The organism is Enterobacter adelaidei (genome assembly GCF_041937165.1).
GTDB classification, from domain to species: Bacteria; Pseudomonadota; Gammaproteobacteria; order Enterobacterales; family Enterobacteriaceae; genus Enterobacter; species Enterobacter adelaidei.
In genome coordinates, this window is sequence record NZ_CP154353.1 from 2,221,049 (window position 1) to 2,238,456 (window position 17,408).

At 50.5% G+C, this 17,408-nt stretch carries 17 protein-coding genes; 11 read left to right on the forward strand and 6 right to left on the reverse strand.

Annotated features, from left to right (window positions below):
- Positions 1 to 82: 82 nt before the first annotated feature.
- The 4 genes from AAHF05_RS10805 to rimL are packed head-to-tail and all read left to right on the forward strand — an operon-like array spanning position 83 to position 4,603.
- Positions 83 to 2,065 (forward strand): AAA family ATPase, encoded by a 1,983-nt coding sequence (locus tag AAHF05_RS10805; RefSeq protein ID WP_129324997.1) that lies wholly within the window; start codon positions 83 to 85, stop codon positions 2,063 to 2,065.
- Positions 2,062 to 3,420, forward strand: a complete 1,359-nt coding sequence (locus AAHF05_RS10810) for an McrC family protein (protein WP_129324998.1) — start codon at positions 2,062 to 2,064, stop codon at positions 3,418 to 3,420. Before AAHF05_RS10805 ends, AAHF05_RS10810 begins: the two co-directional genes overlap by 4 nt.
- A 14-nt stretch (positions 3,421 to 3,434) precedes the next feature.
- Positions 3,435 to 4,052: a hypothetical protein gene (locus tag AAHF05_RS10815; RefSeq protein WP_129324999.1), complete on the forward strand. Its 618-nt coding sequence runs from the start codon at positions 3,435 to 3,437 to the stop codon at positions 4,050 to 4,052.
- Positions 4,053 to 4,063: 11 nt separating this feature from the next.
- Positions 4,064 to 4,603, forward strand: coding sequence for a 50S ribosomal protein L7/L12-serine acetyltransferase (gene rimL, locus AAHF05_RS10820; RefSeq protein ID WP_129325000.1), 540 nt, complete (start codon positions 4,064 to 4,066; stop codon positions 4,601 to 4,603).
- Here rimL and ydcK read toward each other — a convergent pair.
- Positions 4,598 to 5,578 carry a YdcK family protein gene (ydcK, locus tag AAHF05_RS10825; protein WP_129325001.1) on the reverse strand — a complete coding sequence of 327 codons (981 nt, stop codon included), beginning with the start codon at positions 5,576 to 5,578 and terminating at the stop codon, positions 4,598 to 4,600. The two genes, rimL and ydcK, sit on opposite strands and share 6 nt — an antisense overlap.
- 135 nt (positions 5,579 to 5,713) lie before the next feature.
- On the opposite strand from ydcK, the gene tehB reads away from it, so the two are divergent.
- Positions 5,714 to 6,307 (forward strand): tellurite resistance methyltransferase TehB, encoded by a 594-nt coding sequence (gene tehB, locus AAHF05_RS10830; protein WP_129325002.1) that lies wholly within the window; start codon positions 5,714 to 5,716, stop codon positions 6,305 to 6,307.
- Here the strand turns inward: tehB and pepT are convergent.
- On the reverse strand, positions 6,304 to 7,533 hold the full coding sequence (pepT, locus tag AAHF05_RS10835; RefSeq protein WP_129325003.1) for a peptidase T: 1,230 nt from the start codon (positions 7,531 to 7,533) through the stop codon (positions 6,304 to 6,306). The two genes, tehB and pepT, sit on opposite strands and share 4 nt — an antisense overlap.
- A 111-nt stretch (positions 7,534 to 7,644) precedes the next feature.
- On the opposite strand from pepT, the gene AAHF05_RS10840 reads away from it, so the two are divergent.
- Entirely contained in the window at positions 7,645 to 9,240 is a 1,596-nt protein-coding gene (locus AAHF05_RS10840; RefSeq protein WP_129325034.1) for an ABC transporter substrate-binding protein, read from the forward strand.
- Between the two features lie 135 nt (positions 9,241 to 9,375).
- A complete protein-coding gene (locus AAHF05_RS10845) occupies positions 9,376 to 10,050 on the forward strand; it encodes a DUF3313 domain-containing protein (RefSeq protein ID WP_129325004.1) in 675 nt (224 codons plus the stop codon).
- Positions 10,051 to 10,084: 34 nt separating this feature from the next.
- On the opposite strand, the gene AAHF05_RS10850 is transcribed toward AAHF05_RS10845, so the two are convergent.
- Positions 10,085 to 10,981, reverse strand: a complete 897-nt coding sequence (locus AAHF05_RS10850; RefSeq protein ID WP_129325005.1) for a DMT family transporter — start codon at positions 10,979 to 10,981, stop codon at positions 10,085 to 10,087.
- A gap of 174 nt (positions 10,982 to 11,155) precedes the next feature.
- On the opposite strand from AAHF05_RS10850, the gene AAHF05_RS10855 reads away from it, so the two are divergent.
- Positions 11,156 to 12,028 (forward strand): helix-turn-helix transcriptional regulator, encoded by an 873-nt coding sequence (locus tag AAHF05_RS10855; protein ID WP_028017448.1) that lies wholly within the window; start codon positions 11,156 to 11,158, stop codon positions 12,026 to 12,028.
- Here AAHF05_RS10855 and AAHF05_RS10860 read toward each other — a convergent pair.
- Entirely contained in the window at positions 12,008 to 13,177 is a 1,170-nt protein-coding gene (locus AAHF05_RS10860) for a benzoate/H(+) symporter BenE family transporter (protein ID WP_129325006.1), read from the reverse strand. The genes AAHF05_RS10855 and AAHF05_RS10860 overlap by 21 nt on opposite strands.
- Before the next feature lie 92 nt (positions 13,178 to 13,269).
- Between AAHF05_RS10860 and AAHF05_RS10865 the strand changes: the two genes are divergently transcribed.
- Positions 13,270 to 13,797, forward strand: coding sequence for a helix-turn-helix domain-containing protein (locus tag AAHF05_RS10865; RefSeq protein WP_028017446.1), 528 nt, complete (start codon positions 13,270 to 13,272; stop codon positions 13,795 to 13,797).
- An 80-nt stretch (positions 13,798 to 13,877) separates the two neighbouring features.
- A complete protein-coding gene (locus AAHF05_RS10870) occupies positions 13,878 to 15,842 on the forward strand; it encodes a U32 family peptidase (protein ID WP_129325007.1) in 1,965 nt (654 codons plus the stop codon).
- Here AAHF05_RS10870 and AAHF05_RS10875 read toward each other — a convergent pair.
- A complete protein-coding gene (locus AAHF05_RS10875; RefSeq protein WP_028017444.1) occupies positions 15,839 to 16,069 on the reverse strand; it encodes a DUF2554 family protein in 231 nt (76 codons plus the stop codon). The two genes, AAHF05_RS10870 and AAHF05_RS10875, sit on opposite strands and share 4 nt — an antisense overlap.
- 243 nt (positions 16,070 to 16,312) lie before the next feature.
- Here AAHF05_RS10875 and AAHF05_RS10880 point away from each other — a divergent pair, with 243 nt between their 5' ends.
- Complete coding sequence (locus tag AAHF05_RS10880) at positions 16,313 to 16,675, forward strand: hypothetical protein (protein ID WP_129325008.1); 363 nt, start codon at positions 16,313 to 16,315, stop codon at positions 16,673 to 16,675.
- A 171-nt stretch (positions 16,676 to 16,846) separates the two neighbouring features.
- Here the strand turns inward: AAHF05_RS10880 and AAHF05_RS10885 are convergent, their stop codons facing one another.
- Positions 16,847 to 17,383, reverse strand: a complete 537-nt coding sequence (locus AAHF05_RS10885) for a dihydrofolate reductase family protein (RefSeq protein WP_129325009.1) — start codon at positions 17,381 to 17,383, stop codon at positions 16,847 to 16,849.
- Positions 17,384 to 17,408: the final 25 nt, after the last annotated feature.

Sequence of the window (17,408 nt, forward strand, 5' to 3'; positions counted from 1 at the left end):
GCCGGGCGATTAACTGTTATAAATCATGATTTAGCATATGTTCTCATTTGTGCTGCTTTCTTAACAAGGAGTGGTGTAGGAAATGCTGAATTCGCTCCAGATATTCCATGCACTGAATGAATTGGGTTACCGGCTTGAGGATGGAAAATTCGAGCCAAGCTATGCATCCGAGCATCCGCTCGGAAATGGGAAGTATCTGTATGTCAAACGCAGTCGGGACGGCGTTGTTAACAAGAGCCCATTGGTTCTCGCACCAGACACCCTTGCCTTAAAGGCGGAAATTGATCGCATTGAGGGTCTCTACTGCCTTTGGGAAAAAGTAAAAAGCACCAGCTATCGACGTTACCCGAAAGATAATGGTACCTCCCAATATGGTTATGCAACTGATGTTGAATCAGTCGAAGCGCTACAGGCTCTCGTGAATTTGTTGAGAGGCCAACCCTCTTTGATCACCCAGCCTGGACTAAAAAGAGACAACGAAAACAAGGAGCAATCGTTAATGTATCCCTTAAACCAGATTCTCTTTGGACCACCAGGCACGGGTAAAACCTACACGACGACCGAATTGGCAGTCAAAATTGCGGATAATGCATGGTATCAACAGGCTACGCGTGAGCATCATGGCAATGACTTACGGGAAAAGGTAAAGCAGCGGTATCAGATTCTGGTAGAAAAGCAGCGCATCATGTTTACCACTTTCCATCAAAGTTTCTCCTATGAGGACTTTATCGAGGGTATTCGTGCGACTACTGATGAAAGCTCGGGTACGCTTCGCTACGAAGTTATGGATGGTATTTTTAAGCAGCTGTGCCTGAATGCTGAAGTTAAAACGAGTGGTAGTTCAACCCAGTCATTGTCTTTGAATGGGAGACGGATTTGGAAAATGTCTCTTGGAAATACTCTTGACGGTGAAGATTATATTTTCGATGAGTGCCTTGCGAACAATTATATTTTATTGGGTTGGGGAGATAATCTTGATTTTAGTGGTTGCACTACTCCTGCGGATGTCCGATTACGCATAGACGAATCGAATGAAGGCCAGGTTGAGAGAAGTGAATACATGTTGACTGCGGTCAACATGTTTAAAAATATCATTCGGAATGGCGATCTGGTTATTATTTCCGATGGTAATCATAAGTTCAGGGCCATCGCCGAGATCGCCGGGGATTATCAATTCCTGCCAAATGATGAACGCGTAGGCTATCACCAAATGCGTAAGGTCAACTGGTTACGAACTTATTCACCGAGCTTACCGAAAGAGCAGCTTTTTTTAAAAGCACTTTCACAGATGACATTATATGAGTTGAGGGATGCCTCAATTGACAGAGAAAAACTGTCTCAACTATTGGCCCCGGTAGAAACAAGTGATAATCAAGCATTACCGCATGTGCTCATTATCGATGAGATAAACAGGGGAAATATTGCCCGTATCTTTGGTGAATTGATTACTCTGTTGGAATCCGATAAACGATTGGGAGCTGAAGATTCCCGCTCCTTAGTCCTGCCTTATTCTAAACAGCTGTTTTCCGTGCCAAGAAATGTCTATGTCATTGGGACGATGAATACTGCGGATAAATCCCTGATACAAATGGACCTGGCGCTAAGACGACGCTTTAGCTTTACCGAAATGCCTGCACGACCGGAGTTATTAGCTGGGGTCACTGCGTTTGGCGTTGATGTCGAAACGTTGTTAACGCGCATTAATCAACGTATCGAAGCACTGCTGGATAGTGAGCATATGATTGGTCATGCTTACTTCATGCCATTAAAGAAATTAGAAAATAACGCCGACCGTGAAGCCTGTCTTGCCAGCATCTTCCAGGAAAAACTCATTCCATTGCTGAGAGAGTATTTCTTTGATGATTATGAACGTATCGGTTGGGTGCTTAATGATTCAGTGAAAGCGAAAGAAAACCGTTTTATTCTCTTGCAACAGTCAGCACAATTACCGTCATTTTCTGCGCTATTCCCGAAAGATATTGCGGATAGTTTGTCTGACAGGCGTTTTCGTATCAATGAACATGCTTTCGTGTCGGCAGAAGCTTATCAGGGTATTGTGGCATGATGATTCAGGTCCGGGAATATGCTCTGCTTACCTGTGATAACTCTCAACCAGCCAGTATGGATTTGGGAATTGTCTCTGAAGCAACATTTTCCTGGCTTGAGCAATTGCAACAAAAGTGGAGTGGTACCTCTCAAATTCTCAGCCGGGAAGGGAGGCGATTTTTGCGTTTGGGAAGCTATGTCGGTTATCTGCAATCCCCGACTGGCGAGTCAATTGAAATTCTGCCAAAAACCACTCTTGACGTTCCCGCTGAAATAGTCCCTCTGCGTCAGCTTTTACGCCGAATGCTAAGTGCCTCTACCGGAATTGCACCTCGTGAGGCGAGCCAGGCGGTATTGCAACGTAGTGACCAGCCTCTACATGAATGGATAATCAGCGAGTTTTTGCGACATCTTACTGATTTAGTTCGCAAAGGACTGCGTTTCGATTATCACCTCATTGAGGATGAGCATAGTGCATTCATCCGTGGTCAATTGGATGTCACTGCGCAAATGAGAATGCCTCCGGGCAGAGGCACTCATTTTCATGTGCGTTATGCTGAGTTCTCCCCTCAGCGTATCGAAAATCGCCTGTTACGGACTGCTTTAGACTGGACTCTCAAAATGACCAGACAAGGGCAGAGCTGGAGGCAGGCAAATTCACTTAGCCACCAACTGGATGGCATAGTGCCGATCTCTGGCAGTACAACACTTTCAATGAGGCAGTGGAGTGACGGTAAATATCTCTTTGGCTATCGCGCGATAAAGCCGTGGTGCCAGCTCATTCTTGAACAGATGAATCCAGATTTTCAATATGGATTGCATCAGGGAATATCTTTGCTGTTCCCTATGGAGAAGTTATATGAGGGCTGGGTAGGATACGGTCTGGCTGGAGCGTTGCATCACGATTACCAGCTTATTGAGCAGACTAAGAGCCAGTACTTGTTAGAACATGTTCCTGTTGGCGAAAAGTTATCTCAACGATGGTTCATGCTTAAACCTGACTTTCTTATCACCGGCGAGCAGACGGTGGTTATGGATGCTAAATGGAAGCTATTAGATAGCAGAGCTGATGATGCTCTGAGGAAGTATGAAATCAGCCAGTCGGACCTGTATCAGATGTTCGCCTATGGGCAAAAGTATCTTCATGGGAAAGGCAAAATGATGCTGATTTATCCGCGTCATCAGTACTTTGCTGCGCCATTACCGGTGTTCCGTTTTGACGAAGATTTATCTCTATGGTGTGTGCCCTTTGACCTTGAATCTGGTGGATTGGTGAAAGGCGAATGGCAGGATTCGTTCAGTTGCTTCCCTGAAGATGAGCCTGAAGTCATTTATGATGAGCAACAAAACAGCCACGCATTTCACGAATATTAAAGGGAGACAGAATCATGGCTTATAAAGATTTCTATCATCTAATGTTGGAGTATTTTTCCCACCCCGTCGAGCTGTACACTGGATCAAGGAATGTTCCTTTCACTCTCTACACTGAAGAGCAAAAGCTGTTTGTCCGAAATGGAAAAGATAATATTAGCCGTATCGATCCCAAAGAGGTTGCAGCATTTGTTGAGCGGTTTGAAGAAGCTGAAAGTTTGTTAGCGAAAGACTACCAGGATGTGACTTTCAAAGCCTCCTATCTTCTGGCTGCGATGAAATATATTACTGATCGTAATGCCTCCGTTGTGCGATTTCACAGTGAAGAACTCGATAACAGCGAAGTGCAATATAAAAACTGGCTGAATGCAAACCCTGAAGGCTATGTTTTAAATTTGCGTAAAAGAAGTGAAATAAGCAGTGAGATGGATCCTTCAAATTCAACTTTCCTGCATTCTGCCGGTTGCTCTTCAGTAAATAATGAACGTAGTTACACTCACTCTGAGCCATTCACGGGTAATGAATACTTTAAGATTTGCTCAGCAAATTTTTATGCGCTCGAGCAAGAAGCCATGAGAATAACAAAGCTTAGTATTGTGAAACGGCATTCTTGTTTAAAGAGTCACATTCGTTAATATGAGGTATTATGACATCTGAAATCATCCCTGTATCGCAACACATCGAACTGCGCGCCGTTGAAGAGCGCTACGCCGCCGAACTGCACAACCTTGTCGTCAAAAACAGAGCTTTTCTGCAAACCGCCTTTGACTGGGCCCAGCACGCGAGCAGCGAAGAAGATACCCGCCGTAACGTGCAGAGTAACCAGATGCTGCACCAGCGCGGCTACGCCAAAATGTTTTTGATCTTTAAGGATGATGGGCTGGTCGGCGTGCTGTCGTTTAACACGATTGAACCGGCCAACAAAGCCGGGTACATCGGCTACTGGCTGGATGAAGCGCATCAAGGGCAGGGGATCCTCTCTCAGTCATTGCAGGCGTTTATGCGTTACTACGCTGAACGCGGTGAAATCCGTCGTTTTGTGATTAAGTGTCGGGTCGCGAATCAGCACAGCAACAAAGTTGCCCTGCGCAACGGTTTTACGCTGGAAGGTTGCCTGCGCGAAGCGGAATTCCTCAATGGTCATTTCGACGATGTGAACATCTACGGCAAGATTTACACGCTATAGCGCGCCCAGCAGGGGCGTGCGGGTAATGCGCTGGTTGCCATTAATGACCTTTTCGCCGCGCAGATGAATATTCTCACCGGCAAACGCTTCAATCACCGCATCGTCGGTGATTTCAACCCGGTGCTCAATCAGCACATCGCCGCTGATCCTCGCCCGTCCCTGAATCACGACTTTATCATCCAGCATGATCGGCCCACCGCGTAGCCATGCCTGTCCCCCAATCAGAACGTGGTGTTTTATGATGCAGTTTCCTTCTACCACCGCATCCTCCGCGACCTGAGAGCTGTAGCGCACCGTCGGAATGGCATCGTCGTCAAAACCGGCAATCACGCGGGCATTGCCATAGATCTTTGCGCAGTCGCACACCCAGACGTTATTGAGATCGTTGCCTTGAAGGATTGCGTTGTCGAATATTTCGGCGCGGTGCTCAATAAAGGCATCATTCACCATCGCATCGCCGTAGATTTGCGCCTGATGCACAATGCGTGACTGGCTGACCGTCGCGTTATCGTAGATTTGCAGGATCTGTTCATGGTCCGGCGTCAGGCCTTTGGCGGCAATAACGACGCTGTTGTGAAGCACGCGGGCATTGCCATAAATATGACATTCACCCCGAACACAGGAGTGCTGAATGGTGACGTTGTCACTTATTCGGGCTCCATGGCTGACTTCAGCCTCGTCCAGCCAGCAATTGTCGCCGATATGCGCTTCGTGGCTGATGATGCAAGGCAGAGTAAGCCGCGCGTTGCCGGATACGGTGGCACCGGCGAACACCACGCTGTTTTCGTCGTAGATCCAACAGTCACCGTCTTGTGCGAGGGCGCGCTCATCGTCAATCCATCCACCTTTCGTACCTATCGTCACGTCGTTAAACTCCGCCGTGGCGATAATCTGCCGTAATGTGGTCGAGTGGGTTGTTTCGCCATTTTTCCATTGCCAAAGGCGTGTATCGTCGCTCAGGCGATATTTGTTCATCTTGCTCTCTCTGATAACCGTCTTAACTAAACGTAGCAAATATTTCGGTTTTCGAACGGTTGGCAACCAGACGGTAAACGCCTTAAAATGGCATTAAAAATGCACTTTAAATTTATGCAGGATCAGGAAAAAATAATGACCGTCGATGAGAATTACTTCACAGAGAAATATGGCTTAACCCGAACGCATTCCGAGGTGCTGTTCAGTGCAGAAAGGGTTAAACCGGGTAAAACGCTGGATCTGGGCTGTGGCAATGGCCGTAACAGTCTCTACCTTGCTGCTAACGGTCACGAGGTGACGGCCTGGGATAAAAACCCGATGAGCATTGATAATATCGAGCGCATTAAGGCTGAAGAAGGGATCGACAACCTCCACACGGCGATAAAAGATCTCAACACCCTGAGTTTCGACGGTGAATATGATTTTATTTTGTCCACCGTCGTGCTGATGTTTCTGGATGCAAAAACCATCCCCGGTCTTATCGCCAATATGCAGCGCTGCACTACACCAGGCGGTCACAACCTGATTGTCGCCGCCATGGATACGGTGGACTACCCGTGTACCGTTGGTTTCCCGTTTGCATTCAAAAGCGGTGAACTGAGCAACTACTATGAAGGCTGGGAGTTGCTCAAATACAACGAAGACGTTGGTGAACTGCACCGCACCGATGAAAACGGCAATCGCATTAAGCTGCGCTTTGCCACCATGCTGGCGCGTAAGCCCACTTAACGGGCGGCCAGCAGACAGAGTTGCAGGGCAGTCTGGTAAGAGGCCTCGAACGACGACAGCGGCAGAAATTCAAACCTCGAGTGGAAGTTATGCGCGCCGGTGAAGAAGTTTGGCGTAAGTAGCCCTTTTGCCGAGAGTGCCGCACCGTCTGTGCCGCCGCGCATCGGCGTCGGTTTCGGCGTGATGCCGAGCGATTCCATCGCTTCAAACATCAGGTCGATGGCGCGCCTGTCTTCGCCAATCGCATTGCTGATATTGCTGTAGGTATCTTCAATGCGATAGTCCACGTTGGCCGTTGGATGTTGGGCGGCTATCAGCGCGGCAACGTCGGCAATCTGCTGCTTGCGGGCGGCAAAGCTGTCCTTGTCAAAATCGCGGATATTCGCTTTGAGGATGGCCTCGTTTTGCCCCGCCTGAATACCGTTAAACCAGATATAGCCCTCACGACCTTCGGTACACTCGGGCGTTTGCTGGCGGTCAAAATGGTTGATGTAATCGGTCGCCATCAGCAGGGGGTTCACCAGCACGCCTTTGGCGGACATGGGGTGTGCCGTCACGCCGGTAAAGCGGATTTCCGCGGCTGCCGCATTAAAATTCTCGTAGACAATTTCACCCAGCTCGCAGCAGTCAATGGTCCAGGCAAAATCAACGTCGAAGCGTTTCAGATCGAGCGCCTTCGCGCCACACAGACCGATTTCTTCATCCGGGACAAATGCGACCACAATGTCGCCGTGTTGATGCTCCGCGGTCAGGTTTTCCAGCACGGTCATGACTACGGTAACGGCTGATTTATTATCTGCGCCCAAAACGCTGGTTCCGTCACTGAAAATAATCTCTTCATCCGGATAGGCCAGAATTTCCGGATGCTCTTTTACGCGTAACCAGATGTCTTTGTCTTTATTCAGGCAGAGGTCTTCACCTGTAAATGTTAATATCTGCGGATGAATATCCGGTGATAATCCCACGTCGACGGTATCAATATGGGTAATAAAACCAATACGCGGCGCACCGGCGACGTTACCTTTTTTCACCGCGGTCACTGTGGCGAATTCATCAATCACAATGTCGTCTAACCCCAGCTGTGCCAGCTCCTGAGCAAGCTCCTGCGCCATGTTGTGTTGGCCTGGCGTAGAGGGCAGCGTTTTTACTCTGGCATCGCTCTGGCTGGTGATGGAGAGATAGCGAAAAAAGCGGTGCGTTAATTGTCTGGAAAGTGGCGAGCCCATAGTGATTTATTTCTTATTTATTTTTCAGGTGTTTGCCACTTCACTTTAATGTTATTTATGAAATGGCAAAAGAATTAATTAGCCGTCGAATTAAAAAGACAGGAATAAATGATGAAAAGCAAACTCACAATCTTAACGCTTGCTCTTGCGGCGCTCACCGTCAGTTCCACTGTCGCTGCGAAAACGCTCGTGTATTGTTCCGAAGGATCGCCGGAAAACTTTAATCCTCAGTTATACACGTCGGGCACCAGCGTGGATGCCAGTGCCGTACCTGTTTATAACCGGCTGGTCGATTTCAAACCTGGCACCACGGAGCTGGTACCGAGCCTGGCGGAGAGCTGGGAGGTCAGCGACGACGGTAAAGTCTATACCTTCCATCTGCGCAAGGGGGTGAAATTCCAGAGCAATAAATTGTTCACACCGACCCGGGACTTTAACGCCGATGACGTCATCTTTTCGTTTATGCGGCAGAAAGATGTGAATCATCCTTACCATAACGTCTCTAACGGCAGCTATTCCAATTTCGAAAGTCTGGAGTTTGGCAGTCTGATAACCGCCATTGATAAAGTCGATGACCACACCGTGCGCTTTACGCTGGCACACCCGGAGGCGCCGTTTGTCGCGGATCTGGCATGGTATTTTGCCTCGATCCTCTCTGCGGAGTATGCCGACGCGATGCTGAAAGCGGGGACACCAGAGAAGGTGGATATGGAGCCGATTGGCACCGGGCCGTTTAAGCTCACACAGTATCAGAAGGACTCCCGCATCCTTTTCACCGCGTTTGCAGACTACTGGCAGGGTAAATCGAAACTCGATCGACTGGTGTTTACCATCACGCCGGATGCTTCAGTACGTTTTGCCAAAATCGAAAAGAACGAATGTCAGGTGATGCCGTTCCCGAACCCAGCCGATCTGCCGCGTATGAAGGCGAACAAAGACATCAACCTGATGAGCAAGGCAGGGCTGAACACTGGTTTTCTGGCGTTTAACACCCAAAAGCCACCGCTGGATAACGTGAAGGTTCGCCAGGCGCTGGCCATCGCCATCAACAAATCAGCCATTATTGACGCGGTGTTCCATGGCACGGGGACCGCCGCGAAGAACCTGCTGCCGCCAGGGGTATGGAGCGCCGACAGTGAACTTAAGGATTACGATTACGATCTGGAAAAGGCAAAAGCGCTGCTGAAGGAAGCAGGTTTTGCAAACGGAGTGAACATTGATTTGTGGGCAATGCCGGTGCAGCGTCCGTACAATCCGAATGCGAAACGTATGGCCGAAATGATTCAGGCCGACTGGGCGAAAGTGGGCGTACAAACTCACATTGTCACCTATGAATGGGGTGAATACCTCAAGCGCGTGAAGGGCGGGGAGCATCAGGCTGCGCTGATGGGCTGGACGACCGCAACGGGCGATCCGGACAACTTCTTTGGTCCGCTATTTACCTGCACCTCTGCAAATGGCGGTTCGAACTCGGCGAAGTGGTGCTATAAGCCATTTGATAAAATTATTGCGGAGGCAAAATCAATAACCGACCACGATAAACGTGTGGCGCTGTATAAAGAGGCTCAGCAGATGATGCATGACCAGATGCCAGCGGTGATGATTGCGCATTCAACCATTTTTGAACCGGTGCGCAAAGAGGTGACGGGTTATGAAATTGACCCGTTCGGTAAGCATCTGTTCTGGCAACTGGATATACATCAGTAATTTTTCACTGCCCGGCACGCATCCGGGCAGTCTTTTTGCAATTTGTGCTCCCGACATCATTTTTTGTCACAACAAACCCTCCAGTCCTTTGCTATAACTTCAAATGCATACTTGCAGATAACATGGAAAACCATCATGCGTACTCAAACTTTTTTAAAAGTTGCAGTGCTTACTGGTCTGTTGGCTTTGGCGGGCTGTTCATCAAAAGTGGCCGCTCCCGAACAATACTCAGGCTTTTTAAAAGACTATTCTGGTTTAAAGGAAACAACTTCTGCAACGGGTAAACCGACCTTACGTTGGGTTGATCCGTCATATAACGAAGCTAATTATGACAATATTGTCTGGAACCCGATTACTTATTATCCGGCTCCAAAACCAACCACGCAGATTGGTCAAAAAACACTGGATGAGCTGCTGAGTTATACCAACAACAAAATGAAAACTGCAATTGGTCAACGCAAACCGATTGTTACCACGCCAGGGCCGCGTAGCCTGATCTTCCGTGGTGCGATCACCGGCGTAAGCTCGAAGAAAGAAGGGTTGCAGTTCTATGAAGTGGTGCCTGTGGCGCTGGTTGTAGCGGGTACGCAAATGGCGACCGGCCACCGCACAATGGATACCCACCTTTACTTTGAAGGTGAGTTGATTGATGCGAAAACCGGCAAGCCTGTCATTAAAGTGGTTCGTAAAGGCGAAGGCAAAGAGCTGAATAACGAAAGCACGCCAATGACTTTCGCAACGCTAAAACAGGTTGTTGATGACATGGCGACAGATGCCACCATGTTTGATGTGAAAAAAACCTCTAAATAAAATAAAACGGCCTGCGAAATGCAGGCCGTTTTATTTACGCCGTTCGTAAGCGCCTGAACCAGGTTTCTGGCTTGGTAAACATCACCATATTTCCCCCCAGAATCAGCAATAATCCGACGATACCGTTAATATGCCAGACGTAGCCTTCATACACCGTGGAGATGGACAACGCCACCAGCGGGAAGAGCAGCGTGCTGTAGGCCGCTTTGCCTGGGCCGATACGTCCCACCAACGTAAAGTAAGCACCGAAAGCAATCACCGAACCAAACAAAGCCAGATAGAGCAGCGCGCCAATGTAGCTCACCGTCCATTCCGGGGTGAAACTGTCGCCTCTGAAAAGGGCAATGCAGCCCATCACCAGTGTGCCATACAGCATCGCCCAGGCGTTGGTAGTCATGGTTTCAAGGCCTTTGCGCTGATGGCGCATGCTGATCATATTGCCCAGCGAAAAACCGTAGGTACCGAGTGCGGAAAGACCAATACCCGTCAGGAGTGACGCGCTCCAGCCGCTGGCCAGAAGATCGTCCCAGAAGAGGGTGATAATGCCAATCAACCCCAGAGCCGCAGCGGTCCAGAACCGCGCTGGTGGGCGTTGGCCGAAGAAAATAAAGCTGTTAATGGCGTTATAGAGCACCGCCATTGAGAAAATCACCGATTCCAGCCCGGTATTGATGTGCGAGGCCGCGGTATAAAAACACCAGAAGTTAAAGCAGAAAACGCAGCATCCCTGGAGTATGCAGAACAGGTGATCCCGCAGCGCCAGTTTGCGCAGTCGACGCAGGGCGAGTAACACCACCATCATCGTGAGGCTGGCAACCGCGAAGCGCCAGAAAATAGAGACGGGCGCCGCCACTGGGCCCTGCTGCAGGAAAATCGCAATCCAGGTGGTTCCCCAGATAATGACCACCAGTCCGTATAATAATGCGTTCATACTTTTTCTCTTCTCAAACCACGGAAGCGCGCAGTATGGCGCGCTGAGCCGCAAGGGGCTTGCACTGCCTTGCGGTAGACTTGCAAATTCTTGCGCTTTTTTCTTTTATGGGGACTGGCAACCGGCGGCAACAATTCTTAGACTGATATTCTGATCAATAACACGCTAACGGTTATGTCTCACGCTTACGATACCTTTGAAACGCTGCGCCAACAGAATGCAGTCCTGCGGGAAACCGTCTCGCTGAACTCGGGTATTCAGCTGGCAGCGTGGTACAACAAGCACGATACGATAACGGTAAAAAGCAATCATCATACCCTTAGCCTGTACGTGGCTGACGGTTACGAAAGTTATCAAAAAACGCCGGGCGGCTGGAAAAATGGCGGTGGTCCGGATCGTTTCTGTTTGATGCCCAAAGAGAGCGAATCAACGTGGGATATCCGGGATGACCTGTCGTTTGTGCATCTCTACTGCACCGATGAACATCTGCGCGATGTGGGAGAAAAAATCTGGGACAAGCGGCCACTTTCGCTGACCCTGGACGAGCGTATTTTCGGCAGTGACCCGAAGATAACCGCGTTGTACCGTCAGTTTTTACTTGGCTGCGACTGGCAGCAGCACGCTAACCAGCTCACCCTGAGCACGGCCTCTACGCTGCTGTTAACGCATCTGCTGCAAAACTACTCGAACGTTCAGTGGAAATTGCCGGTCGTCACGGGCGGGTTATCCCCGTTCGTGTTGCGTAACGTGCTGGCCTTTATCGAAGAGAACCTGGGGCAGCCCCTGACGCTGGCAGAACTGGCGGCGCAGGCCGCCCTCAGCGAATACCATTTTGCCCGCATGTTCCGCCAGTCGACGGGGTTGGCGCCGCATCAGTACGTGATGCAGCGCAGAATGGAAAAGGCGAAAGCGCTGGTACAACACACGGCGACGCCGCTGACGGATATCGCGCTTGCCTGTGGGTTTAACTCCGCCAGCCACTTCAGTAACCGCTTTCGCAGCGTGACGGGAATGACGCCTTCTCAGCTACGCGCGGCGAGTGCGTGATAACAGGGCATAGCACACACTGCCCAGAACCAGTCCCCAAAATGCCGAACCAATGCCCAGGAGCGTCACACCGCTCGCGGTCATCAGGAATGTGACTATCGCTGCGTCACGTTCCGCTTCGTGATTCAGCGCCTGATACAGACTTCCGCTGATGGTGCCCAGTAGCGCCAGACCCGCCAGCGTCTGGATCCAACTGAGCGGTAGCGCCGTCATGATTGCAGTAATAGAACCACCGAAAATACCGGCTAACAGATAAAATCCCCCGGCCGCGATGGCTGCCAGCCAGCGTTTACCTGCATCCGGGTGCGCATCCGGGCTCTGACAAATGGCGGCGGTAATCGCCGCGATACAGATGGAAAAGACGCCAAAGGGCGAAAACAGCAGTGCCAGCCCGCCCGTAAAGATGATGAGCGGCGAAACCGCCAACGGGTAGCCGGAGGCTTTCATCGTGGCGAATCCCGGGGCATTTTGAGAGGCCATGGTCACCAGGAAGAAAGGGATGCCCACGCTCACCAGGCTGGTGAAGGTGAAGGATGGCGCAATAAACTCCGGCACAACAAGGGAAAGGGTGAATTTATCCGTGACAACGTCACCACTTACCCAGGCCACGATGCCGCCTGCCAGAAGCGTAACCACAATGGCATAGCGGGGGGCCAGCGCTTTTGCCATTAGCCACGCGGCAATCATGCTACCGCACAGCAGAAAGTGCCCCTCCAGATGGGCAAACGCATGCAGCCCAAACTGCAAAAGCACCCCTGCCAGCATGGCAGCCGCAAGCGAATGGGGGATCAACTTCATCAGCCGGGCGAATAGCCCGGTGATGCCGCAGAGTAAAATGAGCGCATTGGCAAAGATGAACACGCCGATCGTTTCAGCCAGCGTGACACCGTGCAGGCTGGTCGCGAGCAGCGCCGCACCGGGTGTTGACCAGGCGGTGAGTACCGGCGCTTTATACCACCAGGAAAGCGCCAGCGTGCTGACTCCCATCCCAATCCCGAGTGCCGTCATCCAGCCCGCAATCTGTTGCGCATTTGCGCCGGCTGCCGCTGCGGCCTGCCAGATGATGGCAGCAGAACTGGCGTAGCCGACCAGGACGGCGACAAAACCCGCCAGAACGGCTGGAACAAGGTGTGTTGAAGAATCGCGCATGAAGACTCCGTTGTGCGTTATAGCGTCCGTGGTAAGGTAACACTGTGCGTTATAGCGTACAAGTGGTATGCTCATCCTCACCAGGAGGGCACATGGACATCACACAACATCTTGCAACCACACTGAAAACACTGCGCCAGGATCGCGGCTGGAGTTTGTCGAAGCTGGCAGAAGAGACGGGGGTTTCAAAAGCGATGCTCGGGCAAATCGAGCGCAATGAATCCAGCCCGACGGTATCAACACTGTGGAAAATCGCCACCGGGCTGAACGTACCGTTTTCCACCTTTATCACCCCAGAGGCGGACAAGCAGGCTGTTTTTGACCCGCAGCAGCAGGCCATGGTGGTAAAACCGCTGTTCCCGTGGGATGAGACGCTGAAGTTTGATCATTTCTCCATCACCCTGGCACCCGGCGCGCTAAGCGAGTCAACGCCCCATGAAACGGGGGTGATTGAGCATGTGGTGGTGATAAGCGGCGAGCTGGAGATGCAGCTGGAGGGTGAGTGGCAGACCATTCCTGCCGATTCGGGCATCCGTTTTGCCGGAGACAAACCGCACGCGTACCGTAACAGCAGCGACCGGACGGTGCATTTTCACTCCCTAATCCATTATCCCCGCTGACGCTACGCAAAACTGTTTCGCTGTCGCATACTTCTGACTACAATAGCCGCCATTTTGACCATAACGGATAACGACGAAGTATGCGCCTGCAATCCCATCATCTTGAACTTTTAAGCCCGGCCCGCGACGCCGCCATTGCCCGTGAAGCGATCCTTCACGGTGCAGATGCCGTCTACATTGGCGGTCCAGGCTTTGGTGCCCGCCATAACGCCAGCAACAGTCTGCAGGATATTGCTGAACTGGTACCGTTCGCCCACCGTTTCGGGGCGAAAGTGTTCGTGACCCTGAACACCATTCTTCATGATGATGAACTGGAACCTGCGCAACGTCTGATCACCGATCTCTACCAGACCGGGGTCGATGCCCTGATTGTTCAGGATATGGGCGTTCTTGAGCTGGATATTCCACCTATTGAACTGCACGCCAGCACCCAGTGCGATATCCGCACCGTTGAAAAAGCCAAATTCCTCTCCGACGTCGGTTTTTCACAGATCGTTCTGGCGCGTGAACTGAACCTGAACCAGATCCGTGATATCCACCAGGCGACAGACGCGACGATTGAGTTCTTTATCCACGGCGCGTTGTGCGTGGCTTATTCCGGCCAGTGCAATATTTCTCACGCCCAGACCGGGCGCAGCGCTAACCGCGGCGATTGCTCTCAGGCTTGTCGCCTGCCGTATACCCTGAAAGACGATCAGGGTCGCGTCGTGGCGTTTGAAAAACACCTGCTTTCCATGAAGGATAACGATCAGACCGCCAACCTCGGTGCGCTGATTGATGCAGGCGTGCGCTCCTTCAAAATTGAAGGGCGGTATAAAGATATGAGCTACGTGAAGAACATCACCGCACACTATCGTCAAATGCTGGATGCCATTATTGAAGATCGTGGTGACCTGGCACGCGCGTCAGCCGGTCGTACCGAGCATTTCTTTATTCCGTCGACCGATAAAACCTTCCATCGTGGCAGTACCGACTATTTCGTGAACGCCCGTAAAGGTGACATCGGCGCGTTTGATTCGCCGAAATTTATCGGCTTGCCGGTCGGTGAAGTTCTGAAAGTGGCGAAGGATCATCTGGACGTGGAGGTCACGGAGCCGCTGGCGAACGGCGATGGCCTGAACGTGATGATTAAGCGTGAAGTCGTAGGCTTCCGTGCCAATACGGTTGAAAAAACCGGAGAAAATCGCTATCGCGTGTGGCCGAATGAAATGCCTGCCGATCTCTACAAAGCGCGACCGAACGCGGCGCTAAACCGTAACCTGGATCATAACTGGCAGCAGGCGCTGCTGAAAACCTCCAGCGAGCGTCGCATCGCGGTGGATATTGAACTGGGAGGCTGGGAAGAGCAGCTGATTTTGACCATGACCTGCGAAGACAGCATCAGCGTGACGCATACACTTGATGGCCAGTTTGAGGTCGCCAACAATGCGGACAAAGCGCTAAACAACCTGAAAGAGGGTGTGGCGAAACTGGGGCAGACGATTTACTACGCGCGTAATATTGAGGTGAATCTGTCTGACGCACTGTTCGTGCCGAACAGCCTGCTTAACCAGTTCCGTCGGGAAACCTCGGAAATGCTCGATGCGGCTCGTCTGGCTCACTATCCGCGAGGTAGCCGTAAAGCTGAAGCTGTTCCAGCGCCCGTTTACCCGGATACGCATTTGTCGTTCCTGGCTAACGTCTACAACCATAAAGCACGTGAATTCTATCATCGTCACGGCGTGCAGCTGATCGACGCGGCCTATGAAGCACATGAAGAGAAGGGTGATGTGCCGGTGATGATCACCAAGCACTGCCTCCGTTTTGCCTTTAACCTGTGTCCTAAGCAGGCGAAAGGGAACATCAAGAGCTGGAAGGCCACACCTATGCAACTGGTGAATGGTGACGAAGTGCTTACCCTGAAATTTGACTGCCGTCCTTGCGAAATGCATGTAATTGGCAAGATGAAAAACCATATTTTCAAAATGCCAGCGCCGGGGAGTGTCGTAGCCTCAGTAAGCCCGGACGAACTTATGAAAACCCTGCCTAAACGCAAAGGTAATTAACGAAAGTGTGTATCTGGTTTGCGCGATTTTTGCCACAGGTGGTGTTCGCGCAAACCTTCCGCTGATTCTTCTGCTTCACTTCGCAACTCATCGCTGTCAGCTTCATGCCGAAGCTGATGCCCAACATTTTTTACCCATAAATACTCATGACCTTTGTGCCCGGCCATCAGTTGGCCTGAAAACAGGGCGCAAATCAGCATTATGAGTGTTAACCCTTTTTTTATCATGTGTTCACCGCGAAATGACAGAGCAGGAATATCATGCCTGTTATTTCATGGTGTTATTATTCAAAAGTTCAAATTATCGCAAAGAGAATGTCAAATATTGTCGGAATAAAAGACAGCCAGGAAACATCTTAAAAATCATCTGATATATTGCAAGCCGCCATTTTTGGTACATAACTGGACAGTTACTTTAAAGATTATTCCTATATAATAGCGAGTCTATGGCTAAGGAATGGGTCCTGATTAATGAAAAAAATGATAACGTTTGGGATTGTAGCGGCTGCTGTTGTGGCTGCTGCTGGGTTTCACTACGCTGGTGACAACGAACCGGAATATATTAAGTCCGCACAAACACGTGTTGGTTCATATTTAACCAGCGATTATGGCCGTGTTGCCTGCAATAGCACCAAAGTGAACGATCAACATTGGGAATTAGACTGCACCAATCAGTTGCGGGGAAAAACATTTCAGTTTGCCGTGTATCCTTCTGATAAAGCACCTTATAGCGTCGCGCGTTCGTTTTATCTGGAAGCAATGAATGATGACGCAAAATTGAGCGCTGAACAGGGGCTGATGCGTTATTTGCAAATCAATACCAAAGCGGGTTAATAGGGCTGTTTACCTCTCGTTAAGATAAAAGGTGTTAGGTTGTAATGGATCCGCTGCCCGGCCATGGAGTGTCGGGACGTAGAGCATAAAATACAAATCTATCCATGCAAGCATTTACCGCCAGATAATGGCGGTTTTTTTTGTACATGTCGTCACGATGTTTGCCGCGGTTTATGATTTCAGCCGATAGTGCGACTGCACCAGACCTGAAGGGAAGCTGTGGCTTGATACCAGTGTCAAATCAATATCCTGGGGCAGGCTTCCGAACAAAGACTTTCCTGAACCAAGCAGAACAGGGACGGTCGTGATAACCATATCCGCGACCAGCCCTTCACGCAGGAACGACTGCATCACCTGTCCGCCATCGAGATAGACGCGATGGACGTTCTGCGCCGCCAGGTCATCGAGCACCTCTGTTGGTGTGCGATGAGAGAACTGTACTTTGCCCTTCAGGGCCTCCGGCACGGGAGTATTCGCCAGCTGTCGGGAGAGTACCAGCACGGGCCGGTCATAAGGCCATGTGTCAAAGGACAATACCTTCTCATAGCTCCCTCGTCCCATTACGATCCACTCTTTGTCCGCGATGAACGCTTCATAGCCATGATCTTCTGTCGGGTCATCGCGCTGCAAAAGCCAGTCGATATCGTCATTCTCTCGGGCGATATAGCCATCAAGACTGACCGCGATAAAAACGTGTGTGGTGATCATCAGGTGCTCCGTATTTCAACACAAC